Below are 21928 nucleotides of genomic sequence, written 5' to 3' on the forward strand. Positions count from 1 at the left end.
AACGGTCACGGCACGGCAACGGCGAACGGACGAGGTGCAACGGTGGGTTTCTGGCTCGCCAAGTTCATCTTCCTGGGGCCGCTGCTGCGGTTCCTCTGGCGGCCGTGGATCGAGGGCCGGGAGCACATCCCGGACGACCGTCCGGCCATCCTGGCCTCCAACCACCTGTCGTTCTGCGACTCCTTCTTCATGCCGCTGCTCATGCCGCGCAAGGTGACCTTCCTGGCCAAGGCCGAGTACTTCACCACCCCCGGCATCAAGGGTTTCTTCTCGCGGATGTTCTTCTCCGGTGTCGGGCAGGTGCCGATCGACCGAGAGGACAAGGACGCGGCCCGCGCCGCGCTCACCACCGGCGTCCGCGTGCTCGGCGGGGGCAACCTGCTCGGCATCTACCCCGAGGGGACCCGCTCGCCGGACGGCCGGCTGTACCGCGGCAAGACCGGCGTCGCCCGGCTGGCACTCGAGTCCGGCGCCGTCGTCATCCCGTGCGCCATGGTGAACACCGCGGTCATCCAGCCGCCCGGTCGGCTCTTCCCCAAGCTGCGGCCGCGCCCCGGCGTCCGCGTCGGCAAGCCGCTGGACTTCTCCCGCTACGCCGGCATGGCCGGCGACCGCTTCGTCGAGCGCTCGATGACCGACGAGATCATGTACGAGCTGATGCAGCTCTCCGGCCAGGAGTACGTCGACCAGTACGCCGCCAAGGTCAAGAAGTCGACCGGCAGCGACACCGGTTTCGGCTCCCGCGAGCGGGACGCCCGCTCGGTGGGTTCGCGCGTCCCCGACAGCCGGGCGTCGTGAAGTTCTTCTACGACTGCGAGTTCATCGAGGACGGCACCACGATCGACCTGGTGTCCATCGGGGTCGTCGGCGAGGACGGCCGGGAGTTCTACGCCGTCTCCACCGAGTTCGACCCCAGCCGGGCCATCGACTGGGTACGGCGCCACGTCCTGGACAAGCTCCCCTCGCCGGCCGACCCCGCGTGGCGCTCGCTCGAGCAGATCCGGACCGATCTGCTGGCCTTCCTCACCGAGCCCGGCAGCAAGATCGAGCTCTGGGCCTGGATGGCGGCCTATGACCACGTCGCGCTCTGCCAGCTGTGGGGCGACATGCGAGCCCTGCCCCGCGAACTGCCCCGGTTCACCCACGAGCTGCGGCAGAAGTGGGAGGACGCCGGCTCGCCGCCGCTGCCGGCCGCCCCGCCCGACCAGCACGACGCGCTGGCCGATGCCCGGCACAATTACTTGCGCTGGGTAGCGATCCTCGGCTGACCCCCTCGCTGCGCTCGGCGGCCTCACCTCGGATCGCTGCGCGAGCTTCCTCGCTGGCGCTCGGATCGCGCCCAGCGGCTCGGAGCTGCCGCCATCGTCGCCCCGGGGGCTCCTCGGCGGCACTCCTTCGCTCGTGGTGGTGGCGTTTCTGGTGGTCACCTTGGTTCTGTCGCGTCGGGGGCTCCTCGGCGGCACTCCTTCGCGTTGTGGGTGCGTTGCGGGTGCTCACGTTTCCACTCGGCACGCCGCTAGGGTCGGGGCATGCGAGTTGGTGTGCTGACCGGTGGGGGCGACTGCCCGGGACTGAACGCGGTCATCCGGGCGGTGGTCCGCAAGGGAGTGGGCGTCCACGGCCACGACTTCGTCGGGTTCCGGGACGGCTGGCGGGGCCCGCTGGAGAACCTGACCATGCCCCTCGGCGTCCCCGAGGTCCGCGGCATCCTGCCGCGGGGCGGGACGATCCTCGGCTCGTCGCGCACCAACCCGTTCGGCACCGACGGCGGAGTCGGCAAGGTCATCGACACGCTGCACACCCTCGGCATCGACGCGCTCGTCGCGATCGGCGGCGAGGACACCCTCGGTGTCGCCACGAAGCTGCACGAGCAGGGCGTCAACGTCGTCGGTGTCCCCAAGACCATCGACAACGACCTCAACGCCACCGACTACACCTTCGGCTTCGACACCGCGGTGAACATCGCCATGGAGGCGATCGACCGGCTGCACACCACCGCCGAGTCGCACCACCGGGCGCTCATCGTCGAGGTCATGGGGCGTCACGCCGGCTGGATCGCGCTGCACGCCGGCGTCGCGGGCGGTGCCAACGTCATCCTGCTGCCGGAGTTCCCGTTCTCGGTCGAGCGGGTCTGCGCCTACGTCGAGTCGCGGTTCCAGGCCCACTACGCGCCGATCATCGTCGTCGCCGAGGGGGCCACTCCGGACGGTGGCGAGAACGCCACCCTGGACAAGGGCACCGACGCCTTCGGCCACGCCCGTCTCGGTGGCATCGGCGAGTGGCTGGCCAGCGAGATCGAGCACCGGACCGGCAAGGAGGCCCGGACGACCGTCCTCGGCCACATCCAGCGGGGCGGCACCCCCACCGCCTTCGACCGGATGCTCGCCACCCGCTTCGGCCTGCACGCCATCGACGCGATCACCGACGGCGACTTCGGCAAGATGGTCGCGCTCCGCGGCACCGACATCGTCCGGGTGCCGCTGGCCGAGGCCACCACCGAGCTCAAGACGGTGGGTCCGGAGCTCTACGCGGAGGCCGAGGTCTTCTTCGGCTGACGTCGGCCCGCAACCGTTTTCCGGCGGCGAATACCCTGGTGCGGTGACCGCAACACCCGACGAGCTGGACCACCTCGACCACTGGCGGACGCTGACCGCCGCGCAGCAGCCGAAGTGGCCCGACGAGGTCGCCGTGCGCGAGGTCGCGCTGACCCTGGCGGGCATGCCGCCGCTGGTCGTCGCCTCCGAGGTGGACCAGCTGCGCGAGCGGCTGGCCATGGTGGCGCGCGGTGAGGCGTTCCTGCTGCAGGGCGGCGACTGCGCGGAGACCTTCGCGACCAGCTCGCAGGCCGACATCGCCGGCAAGGTCCGGGTGCTGCTGCAGATGTCGGTCGTGCTGACGTACGGCGCCTCCATGCCGGTGGTCAAGGTGGGCCGGATGGCCGGCCAGTACGCCAAGCCGCGCTCGTCCGACCTCGACGCCAGCGGTCAGATGTCCTACCGCGGCGACATGGTCAACGAGCTGCACGGTGAGCGGACCCCCGACCCCCGGCGCATCCTGCAGGCCTACTCGACAGCGGCCTCCACGCTGAACCTGCTGCGCGCCTACGCCGGCGGTGGGCTCGCCTCGCTGGATCGCGTCCACGCCTGGAACACCGCCTTCGCCGCCACCACCCACACCGGGGCGCGGTACGACAAGATCGCCGCCGAGATCGACCGTGCCGTCCGCTTCATGCGGGCCTGCGGCGTGGACGACGCCGCGCTGGAGGGCGTCGAGCTCTACGCGTCGCACGAGGCGCTGATCCTCGAGTACGAGCGGGCGCTGACCCGGGTGGAGGACGGTCGCGCCTACGACCTCTCCGGCCACTTCGTCTGGGTGGGGGAGCGGACCAGGCAGATGGACGGCGCCCACCTGGACTTCGTCTCGCGCATCGCCAACCCGATCGGCGTCAAGCTCGGTCCGACGACTACGCCGGAGTTCGCCGCCGAACTGGTGGAGCGCCTCGACCCGGACAACACGCCGGGACGGCTGACGCTGATCAGCCGGATGTCCAACACGAAGGTGCGCGACGTCCTGCCCGCGATCGTCGAGAAGGTCAGCTCCACCGGACACCTGGTGGTGTGGCAGTGCGATCCGATGCACGGCAACACCGAGGAGACGGCCGACGGGGTGAAGACCCGCCACCTCGACCGCATCATCGACGAGGTGGACGGCTTCTTCGACGTCCACTCCGCCCTCGGCACGCACCCCGGTGGCCTGCACGTCGAGCTCACCGGTGACGACGTCACCGAGTGCATCGGCGGCACCGCCGATCTCACCGCCGGCGACCTCGGCCGGCGCTACGAGACGGCCTGCGACCCCCGCCTCAACATCGAGCAGTCGCTCGAACTCGCCTTCCGCGTCGCCGAGCGCCTCGTCGCCGACCGGCGGACCCGGTCCGGTTCATGACCGACTCGCTGGTCGACCTCCGCTCGGACACCGTCACCCGCCCCACGCCGGGTATGCGCTCGGCCATGGCGGGTGCGGACGTCGGCGACGACGTCTACGGCGAGGACCCCACCGTCAACGCCCTGGAACAGCGGGTGGCCGATCTGCTCGGCCACGAGGCGGGACTCTTCACGCCGTCGGGGTCGCTGGGCAACCAGCTCGGGCTACGGCTGCACGCCGGGCCGGGGCAGGAGATCGTCTGCGACCAGACCGCCCACATCGCGCGGGCCGAGCTGGGAGCCGCGGCCGCCTTCAGCGGCATCACCTTCCGCACCTGGCCGGCGACGAACGGGCGCCTGGACGTCGAGGCCGTCGCCGGACTCGTCGCCCCGGATGCCGGCCCCTACCTCGTCTCGACGACCGCGATCGCGGTCGAGAACACCCACAACTTCGGCGGTGGGACGGTGCAGCCGGCCGATCAGCTCGCCGCCGTGATCGAGCTGGCCCGCTCCTGCGGTCTCGGCCTGCACCTCGACGGGGCGCGGTTGTGGAACGCTCACGTCGCCAGCGGCACCTCGCTGGCCGACCTGGCGTCCCCCTTCGACACCGTCTCAGTGTGCCTGTCCAAGGGTCTCGGCGCGCCCGTCGGCTCGGTCCTGGTGGCGTCGCGGGAGCGGATCGCCGAGGCGAGGATCTGGCGCAAGCGCTACGGCGCGGGGATGCGGCAGGCCGGCATCCTCGCCGCGGCCGGTCACTACGCCCTGGACCACCACATCGAGCGTCTCGCCGACGACCACGCCCGCGCGAGCCGCATCGCGGCAGCGCTCGGCGTCCCGACACCGGACACCAACATCGTCGTGCTGCGGGTGTCCGACGCCGCGGGGGTCGCGGTGAAGGCCGCCGAGCAGGGCGTCCTGGTCTCCGCGCTGGGGCCGACCTTCCTGCGGCTGGTCACGCACCTCGATCTCGACGACGCGGCCACCGACACCGCGATCGAGGTACTGGCGCCTCTGGTCGCCGGCTGACCGGTCACGGCAGACTGCGGGGCATGAGCCAGCCACCGCCGCCGCCTGCCTACGGTCCGCCGCCCGGCCAGCCCTACGGGCAGCCCTATGGCGCTCCGGTACCACCGTCGAACGGCAAGACCCGGCTGCGAGGACGGATCCCGCTGATCCTGGCGCTCATCTTCGGTGTCGTAGGCATCGTGGCCATCTCCATCGGCGCCGTCGTGTTGGCCAACGGTTCCTTCAACAAGATCGACGACTTCACCCGCGCCGATCTCGGCTCGCAGGTGCAGACGGTGCGTTTCGAGCGCGCCGGGAAGTTCATCGGGTATCTCGAGACGCCGAGCGACGGCAGCCACCGCGCCGACGTCCGGCTGGCGCTCGCCACCACCGGCGACGACGAGATCCCGGTCAGGCTCTACCGCAACACGCTCACCTACGACTTCAACGGCCGCTACGGCGAGGCGCTCTTCACCTTCAGCATCCCGAAGGCGGGCGAGTATCAGCTGCTGGCCCGCAGCGACGACGCCCCGACCGGTGCGCGCATGGCCTTCGGCGAGTCCGTGGCCGGCGGGATCGTGGCCGGAGTGCTGCTGATCATCCCCGGCATCATCTTCGTCGTGGTCGCCGTCATCCTGCTCATCGTCGGCCTGGTCCGTCGCAGCGGGCACAAGCGCGAGCTGCGCGACTACTGGCGGCGCAACCCCGGTTACTGAGTCTCAGCCGGCCAGGTGAGCGGCGCTGGTCCGTCCCAGCAGCGGCGGCAGCGTCGCCACCACCTGGCTGAGCTCCGCCAGGGTCTCGCCGGTGAGCGCCTGCGCGCCGTCGCAGAGAGCGGTCTCGGGGTGGGGGTGCAGGTCGACCATCACGCCGTCCGCGCCGGCGGCGATGCCCGCGCGGGCCAGCGGCACGACGAGGTCCCGGCGGCCGGCGGCGTGGCTGGGGTCGACGATGACCGGCAGGTGCGACAGCCGCTGCACCATCGGCACCGCGGAGACGTCGAGCATGTTGCGGATCGCGGGCTCGAAGCTGCGCACGCCACGCTCGCAGAGCACGATGTCGAGGTTGCCGCGCTGCGCGATGTACTCCGCGGCCATCAGCCACTCCTCGTAGGTCGCGGTGAGGCCGCGCTTCAGCATCACCGGACGTCCGGCGCGGCCGACGGCCTGCAGCAGCCCGAAGTTCTGCATGTTGCGGGTGCCGATCTGCAGCATGTCGGCGTGCTCGGCCACGACGTCCACGTCGGCGGCGTCGACCACCTCCGTGACGACCGGCAGCTGCACCTCGTCCCGGATCTCGGCGAGGATTCGCAGGCCGGCCTCACCGAGGCCCTGGAAGGCGTACGGGCTGGTGCGGGGCTTGTACGCGCCGCCACGCAGCAGCGTCGCGCCCGCGCTCTTGGCCATCTGAGCCGCCGCCAGCGTCTGCTCCGGGGTCTCGACGGCACAGGGACCGGCGATGAGGGTGAAGGTGTCGGGACCGATCGGGACGCCCCCGACCCGGATCGTGGTGCGGTGCGCGTGGTTCTGGGCCGAGACCAGCTTGTACGGCGCCGTGATCCGCATCGTCTCGACGACGCCCGGCAGGCCGCCGGCGTCCAGGGTCTCCAGGACCTCCTCGGTCCCCACCACCCCGACGATGGTGCGCATCACGCCACGGCTGACGAACGCTCTGCCGCCGTGCGTCTCGATGTGCGTGACGACGTCGGCCACGTCGTCGTCCGTCGCGCTCGGTGCCATCACGATGACCATGGCGAGCAGGCTATCGGGCCGACCGATAGTGCATCCGAGGGTCCGGGCACGCGGCAGGCCTATCGGATCCGCAGGGCGCGGCGCAGCTGGTCCAGCACCACGGACGGGCGGGTGCGGACGACGACGCTCGGGTAGCGCAACACGAGTGCATCGGCCAGGGCCAGCTCGTTCTGTCGCTCCTGGTCGTCCCACCAGCGTCGCTGGGACAGGTGCAGGGCACCGTCCACCTCGACGACCACGAGCCTGCCGTCACTCCGTCGCCACGAGGCGTCCAGGTACCGGCGGCGGCCACCCGGACCGCGTCGCACCGCCTGCCGTACCGGGGCCGGCAGTCCGTTGCGTCGGCACAGCCGGACGAAGTCGATCTCCGACAGCGCCTCGGATCCTTGGGCGATGTCGAGGACGGCGAGTCGCAGCAGCCGTCGGTGTCGCACCCTCGTCTGGGCCGCGAGGGTGGCGGCGAGCTCGTCGGCACGCACGATGCGTTGCTGCACCCCGGCGGCGAGGATGCCGCAGGCGGGGCGTGCGTCGGCGAAGGTGCCGGCTGCGACGACCAGGGCCTGAGCAGCGACCTGCACCGGACCGCTGCGATAGGTCCGCACGGTGTCCCAGTGCCGCGTCCGGTGCAGCTGCATCGGCACGGGACAGCGCGGGGATCCGGTCGTGCCGAGCGCGGCGAGGACGTGCACGATCTGTCGTTGCCAGCCGGTGAGCCCGCGGGCCTCGACGGCGGTGAAGGCAGTCAGCACGGCGTTGGTGCCGCCGTGGGCCCGCGCGACGAACCACTGCTCGCGACGCGAGAGCGGTCCGTTGTGGAGCGCGATCGCGTACCCCCATCGTCGCCAGCGGCGTGCCGCGAGCTGGGCGGCGATGCGGTCCGGGCTCACGCCCCGTCGACGGAGCGCGGCATAGGTGCCGATGGTGGGCTCGTACCAGAGTGCGGCGCGCATGCCGCCACTGTCTCGGGAACGGACCGGCCACGTGGCCGTCCTGTGGCGACCTGTGCACGACCGACCGATTCCGGCGACCGATAGTGGATACGAGTGCCGGAGCCCGCGGATGTGCTATCTGTCGGCGGCGTCCCGGAGCGCGACGAGGGTGGCGATGTCGGCGGCGTGCTCGGTGTCGTTGGTCTCGACCACCATCGGCACCGCACGGGTGATCGGGGACGTGAAGAGCGCGGCGAAGGCATTCGGGCCGATGCTGCCGCGGCCGATCGCCTCGTGCCGGTCCCGCTTGGACCCCACCGGGTCCCGGCTGTCGTTGACGTGGATCAGCCCGATGCGGCCGTCGCCGGCAGCCCGGCCGTAGGCGTCCAGCGCGGTGGCGAACGACGCGGGATCGGCGAGATCGTGTCCGGCGGCGTGCATGTGACAGGTGTCGAGGCAGACGGCGAGCCGCTCGTCGCGCCCCAGCGCGTCGAGGTACGCGGCCAGCGACGCGGCGTCGGAGGCGAGCGCGCCGCCGCCGCCGGCAGTGGGTTCGATGAGCAGCGGCGGGGCGTCCGGGACGGTGTCGAGGACGGCGAGCAGGGACGCCCGCACCTGGACCATCGCGTCCTCCCAGCGGTTGCCCAGCACCGCCGAACCGGCGTGCAGCACCACACCGCGGGCCCCGATAGCGGCGCCGCGGGTCAGGGAGAAGCGCAGCGCGTCCCCGGACTTGGCCAGCGTCTGCGGTGACGGTGAGCCGAAGTTGATCAGGTACGGGGCGTGGACGAAGACCGGCCGGTCGCAGGCATCCCGGAACGCGGCGTCACCGTCCGGATCCGCCGCCGGTGGTGCCCACCCGCGGGGGTTGGCCACGAAGACCTGCAGCGCCTCGGCCCCGACGGCGTCGGCGCGGGGCAGCGACTTGAGCAGGCCGCCGGCCGCCGAGACATGGGCGCCGACGGGCGCCAGGGGAGCAGCGGGCATCGGTGAAGCGGCTCAGCCGAAGACGTAGAGGGTGATCGTCGAGCCTGCACGCACCTTGCGGGCCGAGGTCCCGTCGCTGGCCGAGGGCGACTGCAGCACGACCCGGCCGCGGTCACCGAGGCCGGGCAGAGACCGCACGTTCGGCACCAGGTTGACGGCGCGGATCCGCTGCTGGGCGTCGTTGACGTCGAGCCCGGTCACCGAGGGGACCTCGACCATCTCCGGCCCGCGCGAGACCGTGATGGTGATGGTGCTGAACTTGGTCGCCTTGTCCGACGGACTCACCGAGATGACGTCACCCTCGGCCACGTCGTCGCTGTACTGCTCGACGGTGCGGGTGTCGAAGTCGGCGTCCTTGAGCTTGCTCCGCGCGTCGGCCAGTGAGGTCCCGGCCGGGATCGAGGGCACCGAGACCACCGGGGGTCCGAGCGAGACGATGAGCGTGACCGGCTGGTCGTTGGTGACCTTGCTGCCCGCCGCCGGCGAGGTCCCGATCACCACGCCGCGGGCGATCTTGTCGTCGTAACGTTGCTGCGGGGTCTGCTTGACGCTGAGATCGCCGGCCGCGCGGAGCGCGACCAGGGCGTCGCCCACCGACTTGTTCCGGGTCGCCGGCACGGTGTAGGTCTGCTTGCCACCCGAGAGCGTCAGCGTCACCGTGCTGCCCGTGGCCAGCCTGCTGCCGGGGTCGGGGTCGGCGGACAGCACGTGCCCGGCGGGCACGGTGTTGCTGTACGGCTTGCCGTCGTTAACCCGCACCTTGTAGCCGGCGTCCTCGAGGTCGCTCCGGGCCTCGGCCAGCGACGCCCCCTGGATCTCTGGCACGTGCGCGAAGCGCCACTCGATGAAGGCCTTGGCGCCGAAGAACGCCCCCACCCCGAGGGCGAGGACGATCAGCGTGACGACGAGGGTGCGGCGGCGGCGGCGCTTGCGTCGGGCCGCCTCGCTCTGCGGTCGGGTAACGACGGGCGGGGGCGGGGCGTCGGCCTTCACCGGCCGGCCGCGCTCGTCGAGCCGGTCCGTGCCGCCGGGGCCGTTCGCGCCCGGTCGGCGACCGTCGACCATGACGGTGTCGTGCCCGGACGTCGGGGCGATCGACCCGGTGGTGGCCGCCTCGGTGGGACGGGTTCGGTGATCCTTACGGGGGGCGCGGGGAGCGCGGTCGCGGCGGCGGGGCGGCACCGGCACGACCGGCAAGGCGAGCTCGGCCCGGATGTCGGCGAGCTCGGCCAGCAGCGCGCCGGCGTCGCTCGGCCGTCCGGTCGGGTCGCTGTCGGTGGCGGCGACGACGATCTCGTCGATCTCGCTCGGGATCTCGGCGAAGGGTTTGATCCGTGACGACGGCGCCGGGACCCGGCTGTGCACGTGCTGGTACGCGACGTTCATCGCCGACTCACCGGAGTACGGCGGCTTGCCGGTGAGCAGTTCGAACATCACGATGCCGGCCGAGTAGACGTCGGAGCGGGGATCGGCCTCACCGCGGGCGATCTGCTCGGGGGCGCAGTAGGCCACCGTGCCCATCATCAGCCCGGTGCGGGTCGCGGCGGGATCGGTCTCGACGGCGCGGGCCAGGCCGAAGTCGGCCACCTTCACCACACCCTCGTCGGAGAGCAGGATGTTCTCGGGCTTGACGTCGCGGTGCACCAGCCCGGCACGGTGCGCCGCGGAGAGCGCGCTGAGCACCGGCTCCATGATCGACACCGCCTCGGCGGCGGAGAGCCGGCCGCGCTCGCGGATCAGCTCGCGCAGGGTGCGCCCCTCGACGAGCTCCATGACGAGGAAGACGTGGTGGCCGTCCGGGCCGATCTCGTGACCCTGGTCGTAGACCGACACCGCATTGAGGTGGGTGAGGCGGGCTGCCGCGCGGGCCTCGCGGGCGAACCGGTCGGAGAAGGCCGGATCTGCGGACAAAGCGGACGACATGACCTTGACGGCGACCATCCGGTCGAGCCGCTCGTCGACGGCGGCGTAGACCGTGGACATCCCGCCGCGGGCGACGCGGTCCAGGATCCGGTACCGACCCTCGAGCTTGCGGCCGACCAGCACATCCTTGGCCGCCGTCTGCACGACCGCGAGTCTACGGTCGTTCCGCTGTGCGCCCCCGTTTAGTCCCGGTGAGTCGGCGTGCCGCACCCGGTGACTGCCTAGGCTGAAGCGGTGACCAGCGCGCCGGACCGATCGCTCGGCGCCGTCGAACTGCTGGCCGACGCGGACCGTCCCGGTGGCTGGCTGCTCACGGTCGACCGCATCCGCCAGTCCTACGTGGATCTCGACGATCCGACCTACCTGGACTTCGAGTACGTCCAGGCCTTCGCCGATGTCGTCGACGCCCTCACCCCGGACGAGCCGACGCGGCCGCTGGCGGTCACCCACGTCGGCGGCGGGGCCTGCACCCTGGCGCGCTACGTCGCCCACGTCCGACCGGGCTCGCCGCAGATCGTGCTGGAGCCCGACACTGAGCTCACCCGACGCGTCCGGGAGCAGCTGCCCTTCGCCCGCTCGGTCCGGGTGCGGATCCGACCGGTGGACGGTCGCACCGGCATCGCCGCGCTGAAGGCGGGAAGCGCCGACGTCGTCGTCCTGGACGCCTTCCACGGCGGCCGGGTGCCGCCGGAGCTCACCAGCGCCGAGTTCGTCGCCGAGGTGGCGCGGGTGCTGCGGCCCGACGGCATCCTGCTCGTGAACGTCGCGGACGGCCCGCCGAACACCTACACCCGCCGCCTGGCCGCGACGCTGGCCACCGCGCTGCCGGAGACGCTCGCGGTCGCCGATCCGTCGGTGCTCAAGGGCCGTCGCTTCGGCAACGTCGTGCTGGTGGCCTCGCGGGCGCCGCTGCCGGTCACCGAGATCTCGCGGGCTGCCGCCCGGGCCGCGTTCCCGCGGACCGTCCACGCCGGGACGGCGCTGCGGCGCTACACCGGGGGAGCGGCGCCGCTGACCGACGCCGATCCGATGCGCTCACCCCAACCCCCCGACGCGCTGTGGCGGGTCGGGGAGTGGGACGGTGAGTGAATGAGGGAGCTTCGCGAGCAGCGCGGCCGGGCACTGTCCTTCGGATCGGTCGCCGATGCCTACGACCGGGTCCGGCCGACCTACCCCGAGGCGATGATCCGCGACCTGCTGATGACCGACCCGCACGACGTCCTGGACGTCGGCTGCGGCACCGGCCGGGCGGCCCGGCTCTTGGCGGACAAGGGCTGCCGGGTGCTCGGTGTCGAACCGGACCCCGGCATGGCCAGCGTGGCCCGCGGCCACGGCATCGAGGTCGAGGTCGGCACCTTCGAGGAGTGGGACGACGCCGGCCGCCGCTTCGACCTGCTCGTCAGCGGTCAGGCGTGGCACTGGGTGGACCCGGTGGCCGGGGCGGCCAAGGCCCGCTCCGTGCTGACCGCGGGCGGCAGTGTCGCGCTCTTCTGGAACATGGACAGTCTCCCGGCCGAGCAGCGTGCGGTGCTCGACGCCGCCTACGAGCCCATCGCCCCGCAGCTGGTGAGCGGCAAACGGTTCTACGGCGGTTCCCGCGGCCCGCGCACGTCCGTCACGGACGGGCTCGCCGCGGCCGGCCTGCTCGAGATCACCGAGCGGCAGTACCCGTGGCAGCGGCACTTCACCGCCGCGGACTACGTCGAGCTCATCTCCACCCAGAGCGATCACATCCTGCTGCCGGCCGAGCAGCTCCGAGCGGTGCTCGACGCCGTCGGCGCGGCGGTGACGGAGCTGGGCGGCCTCGACGTCAGCTACGAATGTCTTCTCCTCACCGCTGTGGCAACGTAAGCGACGTGGATCTGCTCTCGTTCCCGGAGGTCGCCGAGGCGCTCGGCGTGCCGATCACCCGCGTGCACCAGTACGTCCGCGACGGCCAGCTCGTCGCCACCCGCTCCGACAGCGGCGCCCGCGCCATCCCGGCCGCGCTGGTGCAGGACGGGGCGATCGTCAAGTCGCTGCCCGGTGTGGTGACGCTGCTGCGCGACGCCCACTACAGCGACGACGAGATCGTCGAGTGGCTGCACCGACCCGACGAGAGCCTGCCCGGCACGCCCATCGCGGCGCTGCGCGCCAACCGGGGCACCGAGATCAAGCGACGCGCCCAGGCCGCCGGCTTCTGACGTGCACCTGGCCTACCTGGGGATCCTCGCCGGCTGCGTGCTCGGCACGCTGCCGCTGGAGCTGTGGCTCGGTGCGCGGGTCTACCGGCGCTGGCCCCGGCTGCTGGTGGCGGTGGTCCCGGTGGTGGTCGCCTTCGGCGGCTGGGACATCCTGGCCATCCGGGCCGACTGGTGGGACTACGACCCGCGGCTGACCACCGGCATCGTCCTGCCCGGTCCGCTCCCGCTGGAGGAGCTGCTCTTCTTCGTGGTGATCCCGATCTGCGCGGTGCTCACCCTGGAGGCAGTGCGCGTCAGACGACCGCACTGGGTCGTCGGCGACGAGGACGCTGCCCGGTGACGTACACCTTCAGCGCGGCCTTCGCCGTCGGCTTCGTCGTCGCCTTCGATCTCTGGGTCAGCCGGCGCCGGCTGATCACGCGACGGGTCTTCTGGACCTCCTACGCGATCATCGTCTTCTTTCAGCTGATCGTGAACGGTCTGCTGACCGGCTTCGAGATCGTCCGCTACGACCCGGCGCGCATCATCGGCGTCCGGTTCGTCTTCGCCCCCGTCGAGGATCTGCTCTTCGGCTTCGCGATGGTTCTGCTGACGCTCACGCTCTGGGTGTGGGCGGGTTCGGCTCGGGCACCGAGTGCCGCCGCGCCCGGCGCGCCGCGCGCAGGCCGCTGAGGCCCACCGCCACGCGCCGCCCGGTGCCGACGTGTGCCCGCCGACCGAAGACGTCGTAGTCGTTGTGCTCCACCTCGTCGAGGATCTCGCCGTAGAGCGTGAAGGCGGCGCGCAGGCAGTCCTGCGAGGCCGGATGCACCATCGCGATGCCGGGGCGCGCCTCGGCGTAGAGACGTCGGGCGCGTTCGATCTCCCACGCGAGCAGGCCACGGATCGACTCGTCCACCACCCGGCGCCGCAGCCGCTCGGGGGTGACGCCGAATTGCTCGAGCGACTCCAACGGCAGGTAGATCCGGCCGCGGTCGAGATCCTCGCCGACGTCCCGGATGAAGTTGGTCAGTTGGAAGGCCAGGCCGAGCTTGATCGCGTGCGACTCCAGGACGTCCCAGCGCACCTCGTCACCGCGCCGGCCGAGGATGGGCAGCATCTGCAGCCCGACGACCGCTGCCGACCCCCACATGTAGGTCTCGAGATCGGCATAGGTCGGGTAGGTCGTGACGACGAGGTCCGAGCGCATCGAGTCGACGAAGTCGGTGAGGTAGGACGTCGGGATGTCGAAGCGGCGCACCGTGTCGATCACCGCGCGGCCGACGGGGTCGCTGGTGCTGCCCCACTCGAGGTCGGCGAGCAGGTCGTCGGTCCAGCGCCGGACGTGCTCGGAGCGTCGCTCCAGCGGCACGCTCGCGTCGTCGACGATGTCGTCCACGAACCGCGCGAAGCCGTAGAGGGCGTGGACGAAGGGTCGCTTGGCCGGCGGCAGCAGCGCGGTGGCGAGGAAGTAGGTCTTGCCGTGGGCGGCGTTGAGCTCACGGCAGCGCAGGTAACCGGCGCGCAGCGCCGCCCCCTCGATGCCCGCGGCGTCCAGCTCGCGCCGCGCGATGGGATGGCGGGACCGGGTCATCTCGCCGCTGGTCACCGCGCCATTGTGGTGCCTGTGACGCGTTCGGCGGCGAGGCGCCCCGACACCAGCACCATCGGCACCCCGACGCCGGGCTGGGTGTTGGAGCCGCAGAACACGAGCCCGCCGATGCGGCGGTGCAGCGTGGTGGGGCGGAACGGTCCGGTCTGGACGAAGGTGTGGGCGGCGGCGAAGGGCGCCCCCATGGCCATGCCCTGCGCACGCCAGTCGGCGGGCGTGGTCAGGTGCTCGGCCTCGATCTCGTCGCCGAAGCCGTCGTAGCCGCGCTTCGCCAGCGTCTCCAGCATGTGGTCGCGGTAGCGCTGCCGTTCGCCGACCCAGTCGACCGAGCCCGCCAGGTTGGGGGCGGGGAAGAGGACGTAGTGCGTCTGGCGACCCGCCGGGGCCAGCGAGGGATCCGTGCGGGTCGGGTTGGTGACGAGGAAGGACGGGTCGCTCATCACCCGGCCGCCGTCGATGATGTCGTCGAAGGTCGAGTCCCAGGACGCGCCGAAGTCGATGGTGTGGTGGGCGGCGTCCGGGTGCGCGTAGGCCGAGCCGGTGTGAAGGACCACCGCCGACGGCGAGTACCGCAGCCGCCGCAGCCGCCGCGGAGCCGCGTCCGGCGGGAGCAGCTCGGCGTAGGCGGTGGGAAGATCGGCGTTGACGACGACGACGTCGGCACCGATGCGCTCGCCGGTGTCGGTGATGACTCCGCGGGCCCGGCCGGCGCGGACGTCCACCCGGCTCACCGTCGTGTCGTAGCGGAACTCGACGCCGTGCCTGGCCGCGACGTCGGCCATCGCGCGGGGGACGGCATGCATGCCACCCTGCGGGAAGTAGACGCCGCGCACGGAGTCCATGTAGGTGATCACCGCGTAGATCGCGAGCGCCTGCGCGGGTGCCAGTCCGGCGTACATCGCCTGGAACGAGAAGAGCCGGCGCAGCCGGTCGTCGGCGAAGTATTGCGCGACCTTGCGCGAAAGGCTGCCGAAGCCGCCCATCCCGACGAGCCGCGCCAGCGGTGCGCCGACGAGCTGCAGCGGCGAGTCGAGGTTCCGGTCGATGAAGTGCGGCATCTCGACCCGGTACAGCTCAGTGAGGAAATCGACGTAGCGGCGGTACCCGTCGGCGTCCTTGGCCGAGCAGGTCGCGGCGATCTCGGCCGCCATGGCCTCGTGGTCGGCGCGGACGTCGATGACGGTGCCGTCGGCGAACCGGGCGCGGTAGTAGGGGTCCAGCCGGTGGAGCGTCAGATGGTCGGCCAGCGTCTCGCCCACCGCGGCGAAGGACTGCTCCAGCAGGTCCGGCATCGTCAGCACGGTGGGACCGGTGTCGAAGCGGTAACCGCCGTCGGTGATCAGCCCGCAGCGTCCGCCGGGGACGGACTCGCGCTCGACGACGGTGACCCGGCGTCCCGCCCCGGCCAGGTGGAGCGCAGCGGACAGCCCGCCGAGCCCCGCTCCCACGACGACGACGTGATCGGTGGGGCCTTCGACGGTGCGCACCCCTACGACGGTAACCGGGTGTGGCGGGGCGCGCCCGTCTCCGCGCCCGGTTTCAGGCCAGGCTCCGTTCCGGGCGCGATGGTGACTTGACAGCAGATCCGGGTCAGACCGGTTTCCGGGCGTGATGGTGACTTGACAGCAGATCCGGGTCAGACCGGTTTCCGGGCGTGATGGTGACTTGACAGCAGATCCGGGTCAGACCGGTTTTCGGGCGTGATGGTGACTTGACAGCAGATCCGGGTCAGACCCGCCCAGACGCTCTTGACCCACTTCTGGTGTCAACTCACCATCGCGTGCGACGGTCGGTCTGACTCGTCCGAGGTCACGTCACCGTCGCCTTCATCAGCGACGTGAACCGTCCGCGCGCCTGCGCCGGCGCGCGAGGCGCCGGCCGAGTCACTACCCTGAGCGGCATGCCCCGTACGGTCCGTGAGGCCCTCGCCGAGTCCGGCCCGACGTTCTCCTTCGAGTTCTTCCCGCCGAAGAGCGAGGACGAGGAGAAGATCCTCTGGAAGACGATCCGGGAGCTCGAGCCGCTGCACCCCTCCTACGTCTCGGTGACCTACGGCGCCGGCGGGTCGACCCGTGAGCGCACCATCGAGATCACCGAGCAGATCGCCACCGACACCACGCTGATGCCCGTCGCGCACCTCACCGCCGTCGGGCACTCGGTGGCCGAACTCCGGGGCATCGCGGGGAACCTGGCCGCTGCCGGCGTCCTCAACGTCCTGGCCCTGCGGGGTGACCCGCCCGGCGACCCCGAGGGGGAGTGGATCAAGCATCCCGACGGGTTGGAGTACGCCGCCGAGCTGGTCGAGCTCATGCGCGCCCACGGCGACTTCTGCGTCGGCGTCGCGGCCTTCCCCAACGGCCACCCGCGCTCGGCGAGCCTGGAATCCGACACCGAGCAGCTGGTGGCGAAGTTCGCCGCCGGCGCCGAGTACGCCGTCACCAACATGTTCTTCGTCGCCGAGGACTACCTGCGGCTGCGGGACCGGGTGACCGCGGCCGGATGCGAGGCGCCGATCATCGCCGGGCTCATGCCGATCACCAACTTCGGACTCATCCGCCGTTCGGAGCAGCTCACCGGGGCACCGTTCCCCGAGCAGCTGGGCAAGCGCTTCTCCGCCGTCTCGCACGACCCGAAGTCGGTGCGCGCGATGGGCATCTACGAGACGTCCAAGCTCGCCGAGCGCCTCCTCGAGGAGGGCGTGCCGGGCATCCACTTCTACACGATGAACCGGTCCAAGGCGACGCGTGAGGTGTGGGCCAACCTGGCCCTCGGCGCCCGCGTCTGAGTCAGACGCGCCGCCCCTTCCAGGACGACGCACCTCGCCGGTGCCGGCGGATGGAGCGGACGGTCAGCTGCGCGAACGCCAGCACCGAGACCGGGTGGGCGAGCGCGTCCACGAGGCGGTCACCGGCGAGCCGGGCGGCGAGCAACCGGGAGGCGACACCCGCCGCGTATCCGACGGCGCCCCACCGCGACCCGCGGACGGCCGCGACCGCCGGCAGCACCCACACCACCAGGGCCCCGGCGCAGACGGCGAGCCCGCCCGCCGGGGAGCCGAAGGCCGTCCAGAGCGACTTGCCGTAGCCGTCACGAAGCTCGTCCCAGCCGTCGTACATGCGAGTGGTGGCGAGGTGCCGTCCGCCGAGGACCCGGACCCGGCCACCCGACCGCTTGACCGCGCGAGCCAGCGCGAGGTCGTCCAGGACCGCGCCGCGCACCGCCTCGAACCCGCCGGCCCGCTCCAGGGCAGCGCGCCGGACGAGCAGGAACTGCCCGCAGGCGGTGGTCAGCGACGGCCGGGACGACCGTGCGGCGAGGCCGACGGGCAGCGTCGCCAGCCAGGTCCAGGAGACCAGCGGCTGCACCAGCCGTTCGCTGCCGGCGGCGAGTTGACGCGGGAAGGCCGAGGCGAGGTCCACCCCGGTCATGGCCGCGAGCGCCGCGGCTACCGCTCCCGGTTCCAGCCGGACGTCGGCGTCGACGAAGACCAGTACCTCGTCGCCCACCTCGTGCAGCTGCCGCAGCGCCCACGCCTTGCCGGTCCAGCCCTCGGGCGGCGGCGAGCCGGCAATGACCTCCGCCCCCGCCGCGGCGGCGAGGCTCGCAGTGCCGTCGCGGGAGCCGTCGTCGAGGACGACGACGCGGGTGGCGCAGGCGAGGGCCGCGCGGACGCAGTCGGCGATGTGGCCCGCCTCGTCCCGCGCCGGGATCAGCACGGTGACGTCTGCCCGCGCCGGGGTCGGCACCGGCCGGCAGAGCCGCCGGGCGTTGTGCCAGGTGAGCGCCGCACTTGCGACGGCGGCGAGCGAGCCGGCCCGGACCAGCCGGCTCACGCGCGCCACCGCCGGCTCCACCGCACCAGCAGCGGCACCGCCACGACGCCCATGCCAACGGCACCCCACGCCGCAGCGGCGGGGCGGTCCTCGAAGCCGGCCAGCGCGACCGTCCAGCCGAGCCACAACCAGGCATAGAGCGCCAGCGGTACGCGATCGTCGGCGCCGATATCGGCGGCCGGCGTGCCGTCCAGCACCCGCTGCAGCAGGAAGGACAGCAGCAGGGCGACGAGCAGCCAACCGCCGAGGTTGCTCAACGGGACATCCGGCACGCCCGGCAGGTGCGGTTCGGGATGCCGCCAGGTCCAGTAACCGCCCGCCACCAGCTGCGGGTCGAGGAAGAGGTCGGCAGCGGTGAGCGCCCACGCGCCGACGAGCACGCGGCCGGCGCGGCCCGCGACCAGGTAGCGGGCGACGAGAGCGGCGGGCCAGGCCAGCATCGTCCACGCCAGGGCCACCACGAGGGGCACGCCGAGCAGGCGGGGACCCAGCGGGCCGGTGTAGGCATAGTCGCCGAAGGGCAGCCCGGTGTGCACGCCCAGGACCTCGGCGGCCAGCGCGGGCAGGGCGGTCACCGCCAGCAGCGCCAGGGCGGTGCGTCCACCCCGCGATACCGCAGCATGGACCACCGCAGCCGCGGCGACGAGCACGACGACGGCAACGGTGAGCAGATCGCGCAGGCTGCCGTCACTGAGCGGGTAGGCGATCTGGACCGCCACGCCCACGCTCGCGACCACACCGGCCAGCGGGCGGGTGCGCGTCCGCAGCTCGGCGGTCACGACAGCGGCAGCCGTGCCCCGAGGACAGCGAAGGGGCGGGCGTCGCCGGGGAAGAGGTAGTTGCGCGCGAGGTCGACGAAGCCCAGGTTGCGGTAGAGGCGGAAGGCGCGGGTGTCGGAGTCCGGCGTCGAGAGCAGCACGGCGCGGTGCGGCAGGCTACCGGCCAACGACAGCAGCACCTGCCGGCCGAGCCCCTCGCCCTGGAACCGCGACAGCACGTGCAGCTCGGAGAGCTCGAAGGCATCGTCGAGCCAGCCCTGATGCTCTTCGCGGACCAGCGCCCGGTGCACCAGATCGTGCCACCACTGGCCCGGCCGGGTGGTGTAGCCGTAACCGAAGCCCACCAGCTCGTCGTCGACGAGCGCGACCCGGCACGCGAAACCCTCGTTCGTCACGTGCTTGCGGGCGCTGACGGCCCGTTGGGTGCCGGTGTAGTCGGCGTACCCCATGGCTTCGACGTAGATCGACATCGCCTCGTCGACCCGCTGGGCGAACTGCGCCCCGCTCCAGGAGACGATGCGCGCGCCGGTCGTCGACGGACGTTCGGCGGAGCGCATATGCCGATCGTGCCTCACCGGGCGCGGCAGCGCGATGCCCGACCCGCCGGAGCCGGGTTCAGTGGATGCCGCACTCGATCTTGTTCGACCCCGACCAGCGGCCGGCGCGGGCGTCCTCACCCGGCTTGATCCGGCGGGTGCAGGGCGCGCAGCCGACCGAGCCGTAACCGTCGAAGAGCAGCGGATTGACCAGGACACCGTTCTCGGCGATGTAGCGGTCCACGTCGTCCTGCGTCCAGGCCGCGATCGGATTGAGCTTGACCATGCCGCGCCCGTCGTCCCATTCGACGACCTTGGTGTGGCGCCGGGTGGCCGCCTCGTCACGGCGCAGTCCGGAGGCCCAGGCGGTGTAGTCCTTGAGCGCCTTGCGCAGCGGCATGACCTTGCGCAGCGCGCAGCACTGGTCGGGGTTGCGCTCGTAGAGGCGCGCGCCGAAGGAGACGTCCTGCTGCTCGACACTCTGCGCCGGCTCGATGGACCGGATCGTCACGGGCAGTGTCGCCGCGACGGCGTCGCGGGTGCCGAGCGTCTCGGCGAAGTGGTAGCCGGTGTCGAGGAAGAGGACGTCCACGCCCTCTCGGACCTTCGAGGCCAGCGACGGGACGACGGCATCGGCCATCGACGACGCGACCGCCCAGGAGGTGCCGAACTGCTCGTCGGCCCAGCCCAGGACCTCGAGCGCCGACGCGCCCTCCAGCTCGTCGCCGGCCCGCTCGGCCAGGGCGCGCAGGTCCTCGCGTGACATCGTCTCTCGTGTGCTCAGAGCAACCATGATTCTTCCGCTCGCGACACGTAGGCCGCGAACGGCTCGCCCCCTTCGCGACGTTCGAGGTAACCGGTGAGGACGCGCTCGATGTAGTCCGGCGCCTCTTCCGCTGTCACCTTCAAACCGCGAAACTTGCGGCCGAATTCCGCGTCGGTGCCCATCTGTCCGCCGAGGTGCACCTGGAAGGACTCGACGTCGCCGCCGTCGCCGCCAGTGCCCTTGCTCACCATGCCCTTGAAGCCGATGTCGGCCACCTGGAAGCGCGCGCAGGAGTTGGGGCAGCCGTTGACGTTGATGGTGATCGGGGTGTCGAAGTCGGGCAGTCGCTGCTCCATCTCGGTGCGGATGGCGTCGGCGCGGCCCTTGGTCTCGACGAGGGCGAGCTTGCAGAACTCGATGCCGGTGCAGGCGATGGTGCCGCGGCGGAAGGCCGACGGACGGGCCTCGTAGCCCAGCTCGCGCAGACCCTCGACGACGGCCTCGGTGTTCTCCGGCGCCACGTCCAGCACGACAACGCCCTGCTGTGCGGTGAGCGCGATCCGTCCACCCGTGCTGTAGCGCTCGGCGAGCTCCGCCAAGCCGGCGAGCGCGTCGCCGGAGGTGCGGCCGGCCTTGGTGGTGGCGCCGACGGCGACGAGTCCGTCGACCTGCTCCTCCACACCGACGTGGTCGCGGTGCGACGGCGACGGCGCGGCCTCCGGGCCGTCCGGCAGGGACCGCTTGAGGTACTCGGTCTCGAGCTTGTGCCGGAAGTACACTGCGCCCCAGTCGGCGAGCAGGAACTTCAGGCGGGCGTGCGTCCGCGATCGGCGGTAGCCGTAGTCGCGGAAGATCGAGACGATGCCCTCCCACACCTCGGGCACCTCCTCGGACGTCACGAAGACGCCCAGGCGCTCGGCGAAGCGGGGGTTGGTGGAGAGCCCGCCCCCGACGTAGACATCGAAGCCGGGGGTGCCATCGGCGCCGATGACGCCGACGAAGGCCACGTCGTTGATCTCGTGGTTGACGCAGTGGCGCGAGCAGCCCGAGATCGACGTCTTGAACTTGCGCGGCAGGTTGGAGAAGCGCGGGTCGCCGAGGTACTTGTCGACGGTCGCCTGCAGTGCGGCGCGGGCGTCGAGGACGGCGTCCTGCGCGACGCCTTCGAGCGGGCAGCCGAGCATGACGCGCGGGCAGTCGCCGCAGGCCTCGGTGGTGGACAGGCCCACCGCCTCGAGCTTCTCCCAGATGGCCGGGACGTCCTCGACCCGGATCCAGTGCAGCTGCACGTTCTGCCGGTCGCTGACGTCGGCGACGCCGCGTCCGTAGGTCTGCGAGATCTCGGCGACGACCCGCAGCTGCGCGACGCTCAGCGCGCCGCCGTCGATCCGGATCCGCATCATGAAGTACTCGGCGTCGAGTTCCTCGGGCTCGAGCGTGGCGGTCATGCCGCCGGGGATGCCCTCACGACGCTGGGTGTAGAGCCCCATCCAGCGGAACCTGGCCCGCAGGTCGCCGGGGTCGATGCTGTCGAAGCCCTGCTTGCTGTAAATGTCGAGAATCCGCTGGCGGACGTTGAGCGGGTTGTCGTCCTTCTTGCCCTGCTCGTTCTTGTTCAGCGGCTCGCGGTAGCCGAGGGCCCACTGGCCCTGGGCGCGCTTGGGGATCGAGCGGGGTTCAGGAGCAGCGGTGGTGTCGCTCGCCGGCATGCGGCGGTTCCCT

Annotated in this window: 23 protein-coding genes; 12 read left to right on the top strand and 11 right to left on the bottom strand. The window is 71.9% G+C overall.

The window, feature by feature from the left end:
* The first annotated feature begins 42 nt into the window (after nt 1-42).
* From AC0NZQ_RS14870 to AC0NZQ_RS14895, 6 genes are all read left to right on the top strand, one after another.
* Nucleotides 43-798 (top strand): lysophospholipid acyltransferase family protein, encoded by a 756-nt coding sequence (locus tag AC0NZQ_RS14870; RefSeq protein ID WP_474530659.1) that lies wholly within the window; start codon nt 43-45, stop codon nt 796-798.
* Nucleotides 795-1268 (top strand): polyadenylate-specific 3'-exoribonuclease AS, encoded by a 474-nt coding sequence (locus AC0NZQ_RS14875; protein WP_474530660.1) that lies wholly within the window; start codon nt 795-797, stop codon nt 1266-1268. The genes AC0NZQ_RS14870 and AC0NZQ_RS14875 overlap by 4 nt, the downstream gene beginning before the upstream one ends.
* Before the next feature lie 261 nt (nt 1269-1529).
* On the top strand, nt 1530-2555 hold the full coding sequence (locus AC0NZQ_RS14880) for a 6-phosphofructokinase (protein ID WP_474530661.1): 1026 nt from the start codon (nt 1530-1532) through the stop codon (nt 2553-2555).
* Between the two features lie 43 nt (nt 2556-2598).
* Nucleotides 2599-3945, top strand: coding sequence for a class II 3-deoxy-7-phosphoheptulonate synthase (locus AC0NZQ_RS14885; RefSeq protein WP_474530662.1), 1347 nt, complete (start codon nt 2599-2601; stop codon nt 3943-3945).
* Nucleotides 3942-4949, top strand: coding sequence for a threonine aldolase family protein (locus AC0NZQ_RS14890; protein ID WP_474530663.1), 1008 nt, complete (start codon nt 3942-3944; stop codon nt 4947-4949). Before AC0NZQ_RS14885 ends, AC0NZQ_RS14890 begins: the two co-directional genes overlap by 4 nt.
* Before the next feature lie 23 nt (nt 4950-4972).
* Entirely contained in the window at nt 4973-5644 is a 672-nt protein-coding gene (locus tag AC0NZQ_RS14895; RefSeq protein WP_474530664.1) for a hypothetical protein, read from the top strand.
* A gap of 3 nt (nt 5645-5647) precedes the next feature.
* Here the strand turns inward: AC0NZQ_RS14895 and aroF are convergent, their stop codons facing one another.
* The 4 genes from aroF to pknB all read right to left on the bottom strand — a co-directional run bounded on the left by aroF (nt 5648) and on the right by pknB (nt 10662).
* Nucleotides 5648-6679: a 3-deoxy-7-phosphoheptulonate synthase gene (gene aroF, locus AC0NZQ_RS14900; RefSeq protein ID WP_474530665.1), complete on the bottom strand. Its 1032-nt coding sequence runs from the start codon at nt 6677-6679 to the stop codon at nt 5648-5650.
* 59 nt (nt 6680-6738) lie between these two features.
* Nucleotides 6739-7629, bottom strand: a complete 891-nt coding sequence (locus AC0NZQ_RS14905; protein WP_474530666.1) for a hypothetical protein — start codon at nt 7627-7629, stop codon at nt 6739-6741.
* 114 nt (nt 7630-7743) lie between these two features.
* Nucleotides 7744-8595, bottom strand: coding sequence for a deoxyribonuclease IV (locus tag AC0NZQ_RS14910; RefSeq protein ID WP_474530667.1), 852 nt, complete (start codon nt 8593-8595; stop codon nt 7744-7746).
* Between the two features lie 12 nt (nt 8596-8607).
* The gene (gene pknB, locus AC0NZQ_RS14915; RefSeq protein ID WP_474530668.1) at nt 8608-10662 is read right to left on the bottom strand and encodes a Stk1 family PASTA domain-containing Ser/Thr kinase; all 2055 of its coding nucleotides are present in this window, start codon (nt 10660-10662) and stop codon (nt 8608-8610) included.
* A 90-nt stretch (nt 10663-10752) separates the two neighbouring features.
* Here pknB and AC0NZQ_RS14920 point away from each other — a divergent pair, with 90 nt between their 5' ends.
* Genes AC0NZQ_RS14920 through AC0NZQ_RS14940 form a run of 5 tightly spaced genes read left to right on the top strand, consistent with a single transcriptional unit; the run spans nt 10753 to nt 13373 of the window.
* Nucleotides 10753-11607, top strand: a complete 855-nt coding sequence (locus AC0NZQ_RS14920; protein WP_474530669.1) for a spermidine synthase — start codon at nt 10753-10755, stop codon at nt 11605-11607.
* Complete coding sequence (locus AC0NZQ_RS14925) at nt 11608-12369, top strand: class I SAM-dependent methyltransferase (RefSeq protein WP_474530670.1); 762 nt, start codon at nt 11608-11610, stop codon at nt 12367-12369. It abuts the gene before it with no gap.
* A complete protein-coding gene (locus tag AC0NZQ_RS14930) occupies nt 12339-12701 on the top strand; it encodes an Rv2175c family DNA-binding protein (RefSeq protein WP_474530671.1) in 363 nt (120 codons plus the stop codon). The genes AC0NZQ_RS14925 and AC0NZQ_RS14930 overlap by 31 nt, the downstream gene beginning before the upstream one ends.
* 1 nt (nt 12702) lies before the next feature.
* Entirely contained in the window at nt 12703-13041 is a 339-nt protein-coding gene (locus AC0NZQ_RS14935; protein ID WP_474530673.1) for a lycopene cyclase domain-containing protein, read from the top strand.
* Nucleotides 13038-13373, top strand: a complete 336-nt coding sequence (locus AC0NZQ_RS14940; RefSeq protein ID WP_474530674.1) for a lycopene cyclase domain-containing protein — start codon at nt 13038-13040, stop codon at nt 13371-13373. Before AC0NZQ_RS14935 ends, AC0NZQ_RS14940 begins: the two co-directional genes overlap by 4 nt.
* Here AC0NZQ_RS14940 and AC0NZQ_RS14945 read toward each other — a convergent pair.
* Entirely contained in the window at nt 13297-14289 is a 993-nt protein-coding gene (locus AC0NZQ_RS14945; RefSeq protein WP_474530675.1) for a phytoene/squalene synthase family protein, read from the bottom strand. The two genes, AC0NZQ_RS14940 and AC0NZQ_RS14945, sit on opposite strands and share 77 nt — an antisense overlap.
* Nucleotides 14286-15779, bottom strand: a complete 1494-nt coding sequence (gene crtI / locus AC0NZQ_RS14950; protein WP_474530677.1) for a phytoene desaturase family protein — start codon at nt 15777-15779, stop codon at nt 14286-14288. Before crtI ends, AC0NZQ_RS14945 begins: the two co-directional genes overlap by 4 nt.
* Nucleotides 15780-16192: 413 nt before the next feature.
* On the opposite strand from crtI, the gene metF reads away from it, so the two are divergent.
* Complete coding sequence (metF, locus tag AC0NZQ_RS14955; protein WP_474530678.1) at nt 16193-17077, top strand: methylenetetrahydrofolate reductase [NAD(P)H]; 885 nt, start codon at nt 16193-16195, stop codon at nt 17075-17077.
* Between the two features lies 1 nt (nt 17078).
* Here the strand turns inward: metF and AC0NZQ_RS14960 are convergent, their stop codons facing one another.
* From AC0NZQ_RS14960 to AC0NZQ_RS14980, 5 genes are read right to left on the bottom strand one after another with little or no spacing between them, the layout of a single operon-like run.
* Nucleotides 17079-18125, bottom strand: coding sequence for a glycosyltransferase family 2 protein (locus AC0NZQ_RS14960; RefSeq protein ID WP_474530681.1), 1047 nt, complete (start codon nt 18123-18125; stop codon nt 17079-17081).
* The gene (locus AC0NZQ_RS14965; protein WP_474530682.1) at nt 18122-18904 is read right to left on the bottom strand and encodes a carotenoid biosynthesis protein; all 783 of its coding nucleotides are present in this window, start codon (nt 18902-18904) and stop codon (nt 18122-18124) included. Before AC0NZQ_RS14965 ends, AC0NZQ_RS14960 begins: the two co-directional genes overlap by 4 nt.
* Nucleotides 18901-19461 carry a GNAT family N-acetyltransferase gene (locus tag AC0NZQ_RS14970; protein WP_474530685.1) on the bottom strand — a complete coding sequence of 187 codons (561 nt, stop codon included), beginning with the start codon at nt 19459-19461 and terminating at the stop codon, nt 18901-18903. The genes AC0NZQ_RS14965 and AC0NZQ_RS14970 overlap by 4 nt, the downstream gene beginning before the upstream one ends.
* A gap of 58 nt (nt 19462-19519) precedes the next feature.
* Complete coding sequence (locus AC0NZQ_RS14975) at nt 19520-20206, bottom strand: phosphoadenylyl-sulfate reductase (RefSeq protein WP_474530687.1); 687 nt, start codon at nt 20204-20206, stop codon at nt 19520-19522.
* A 14-nt stretch (nt 20207-20220) separates the two neighbouring features.
* A complete protein-coding gene (locus AC0NZQ_RS14980) occupies nt 20221-21915 on the bottom strand; it encodes a nitrite/sulfite reductase (protein WP_474530689.1) in 1695 nt (564 codons plus the stop codon).
* Nucleotides 21916-21928: the final 13 nt, after the last annotated feature.

It is taken from the genome of Jatrophihabitans sp. sgz311053, assembly GCF_056135305.1.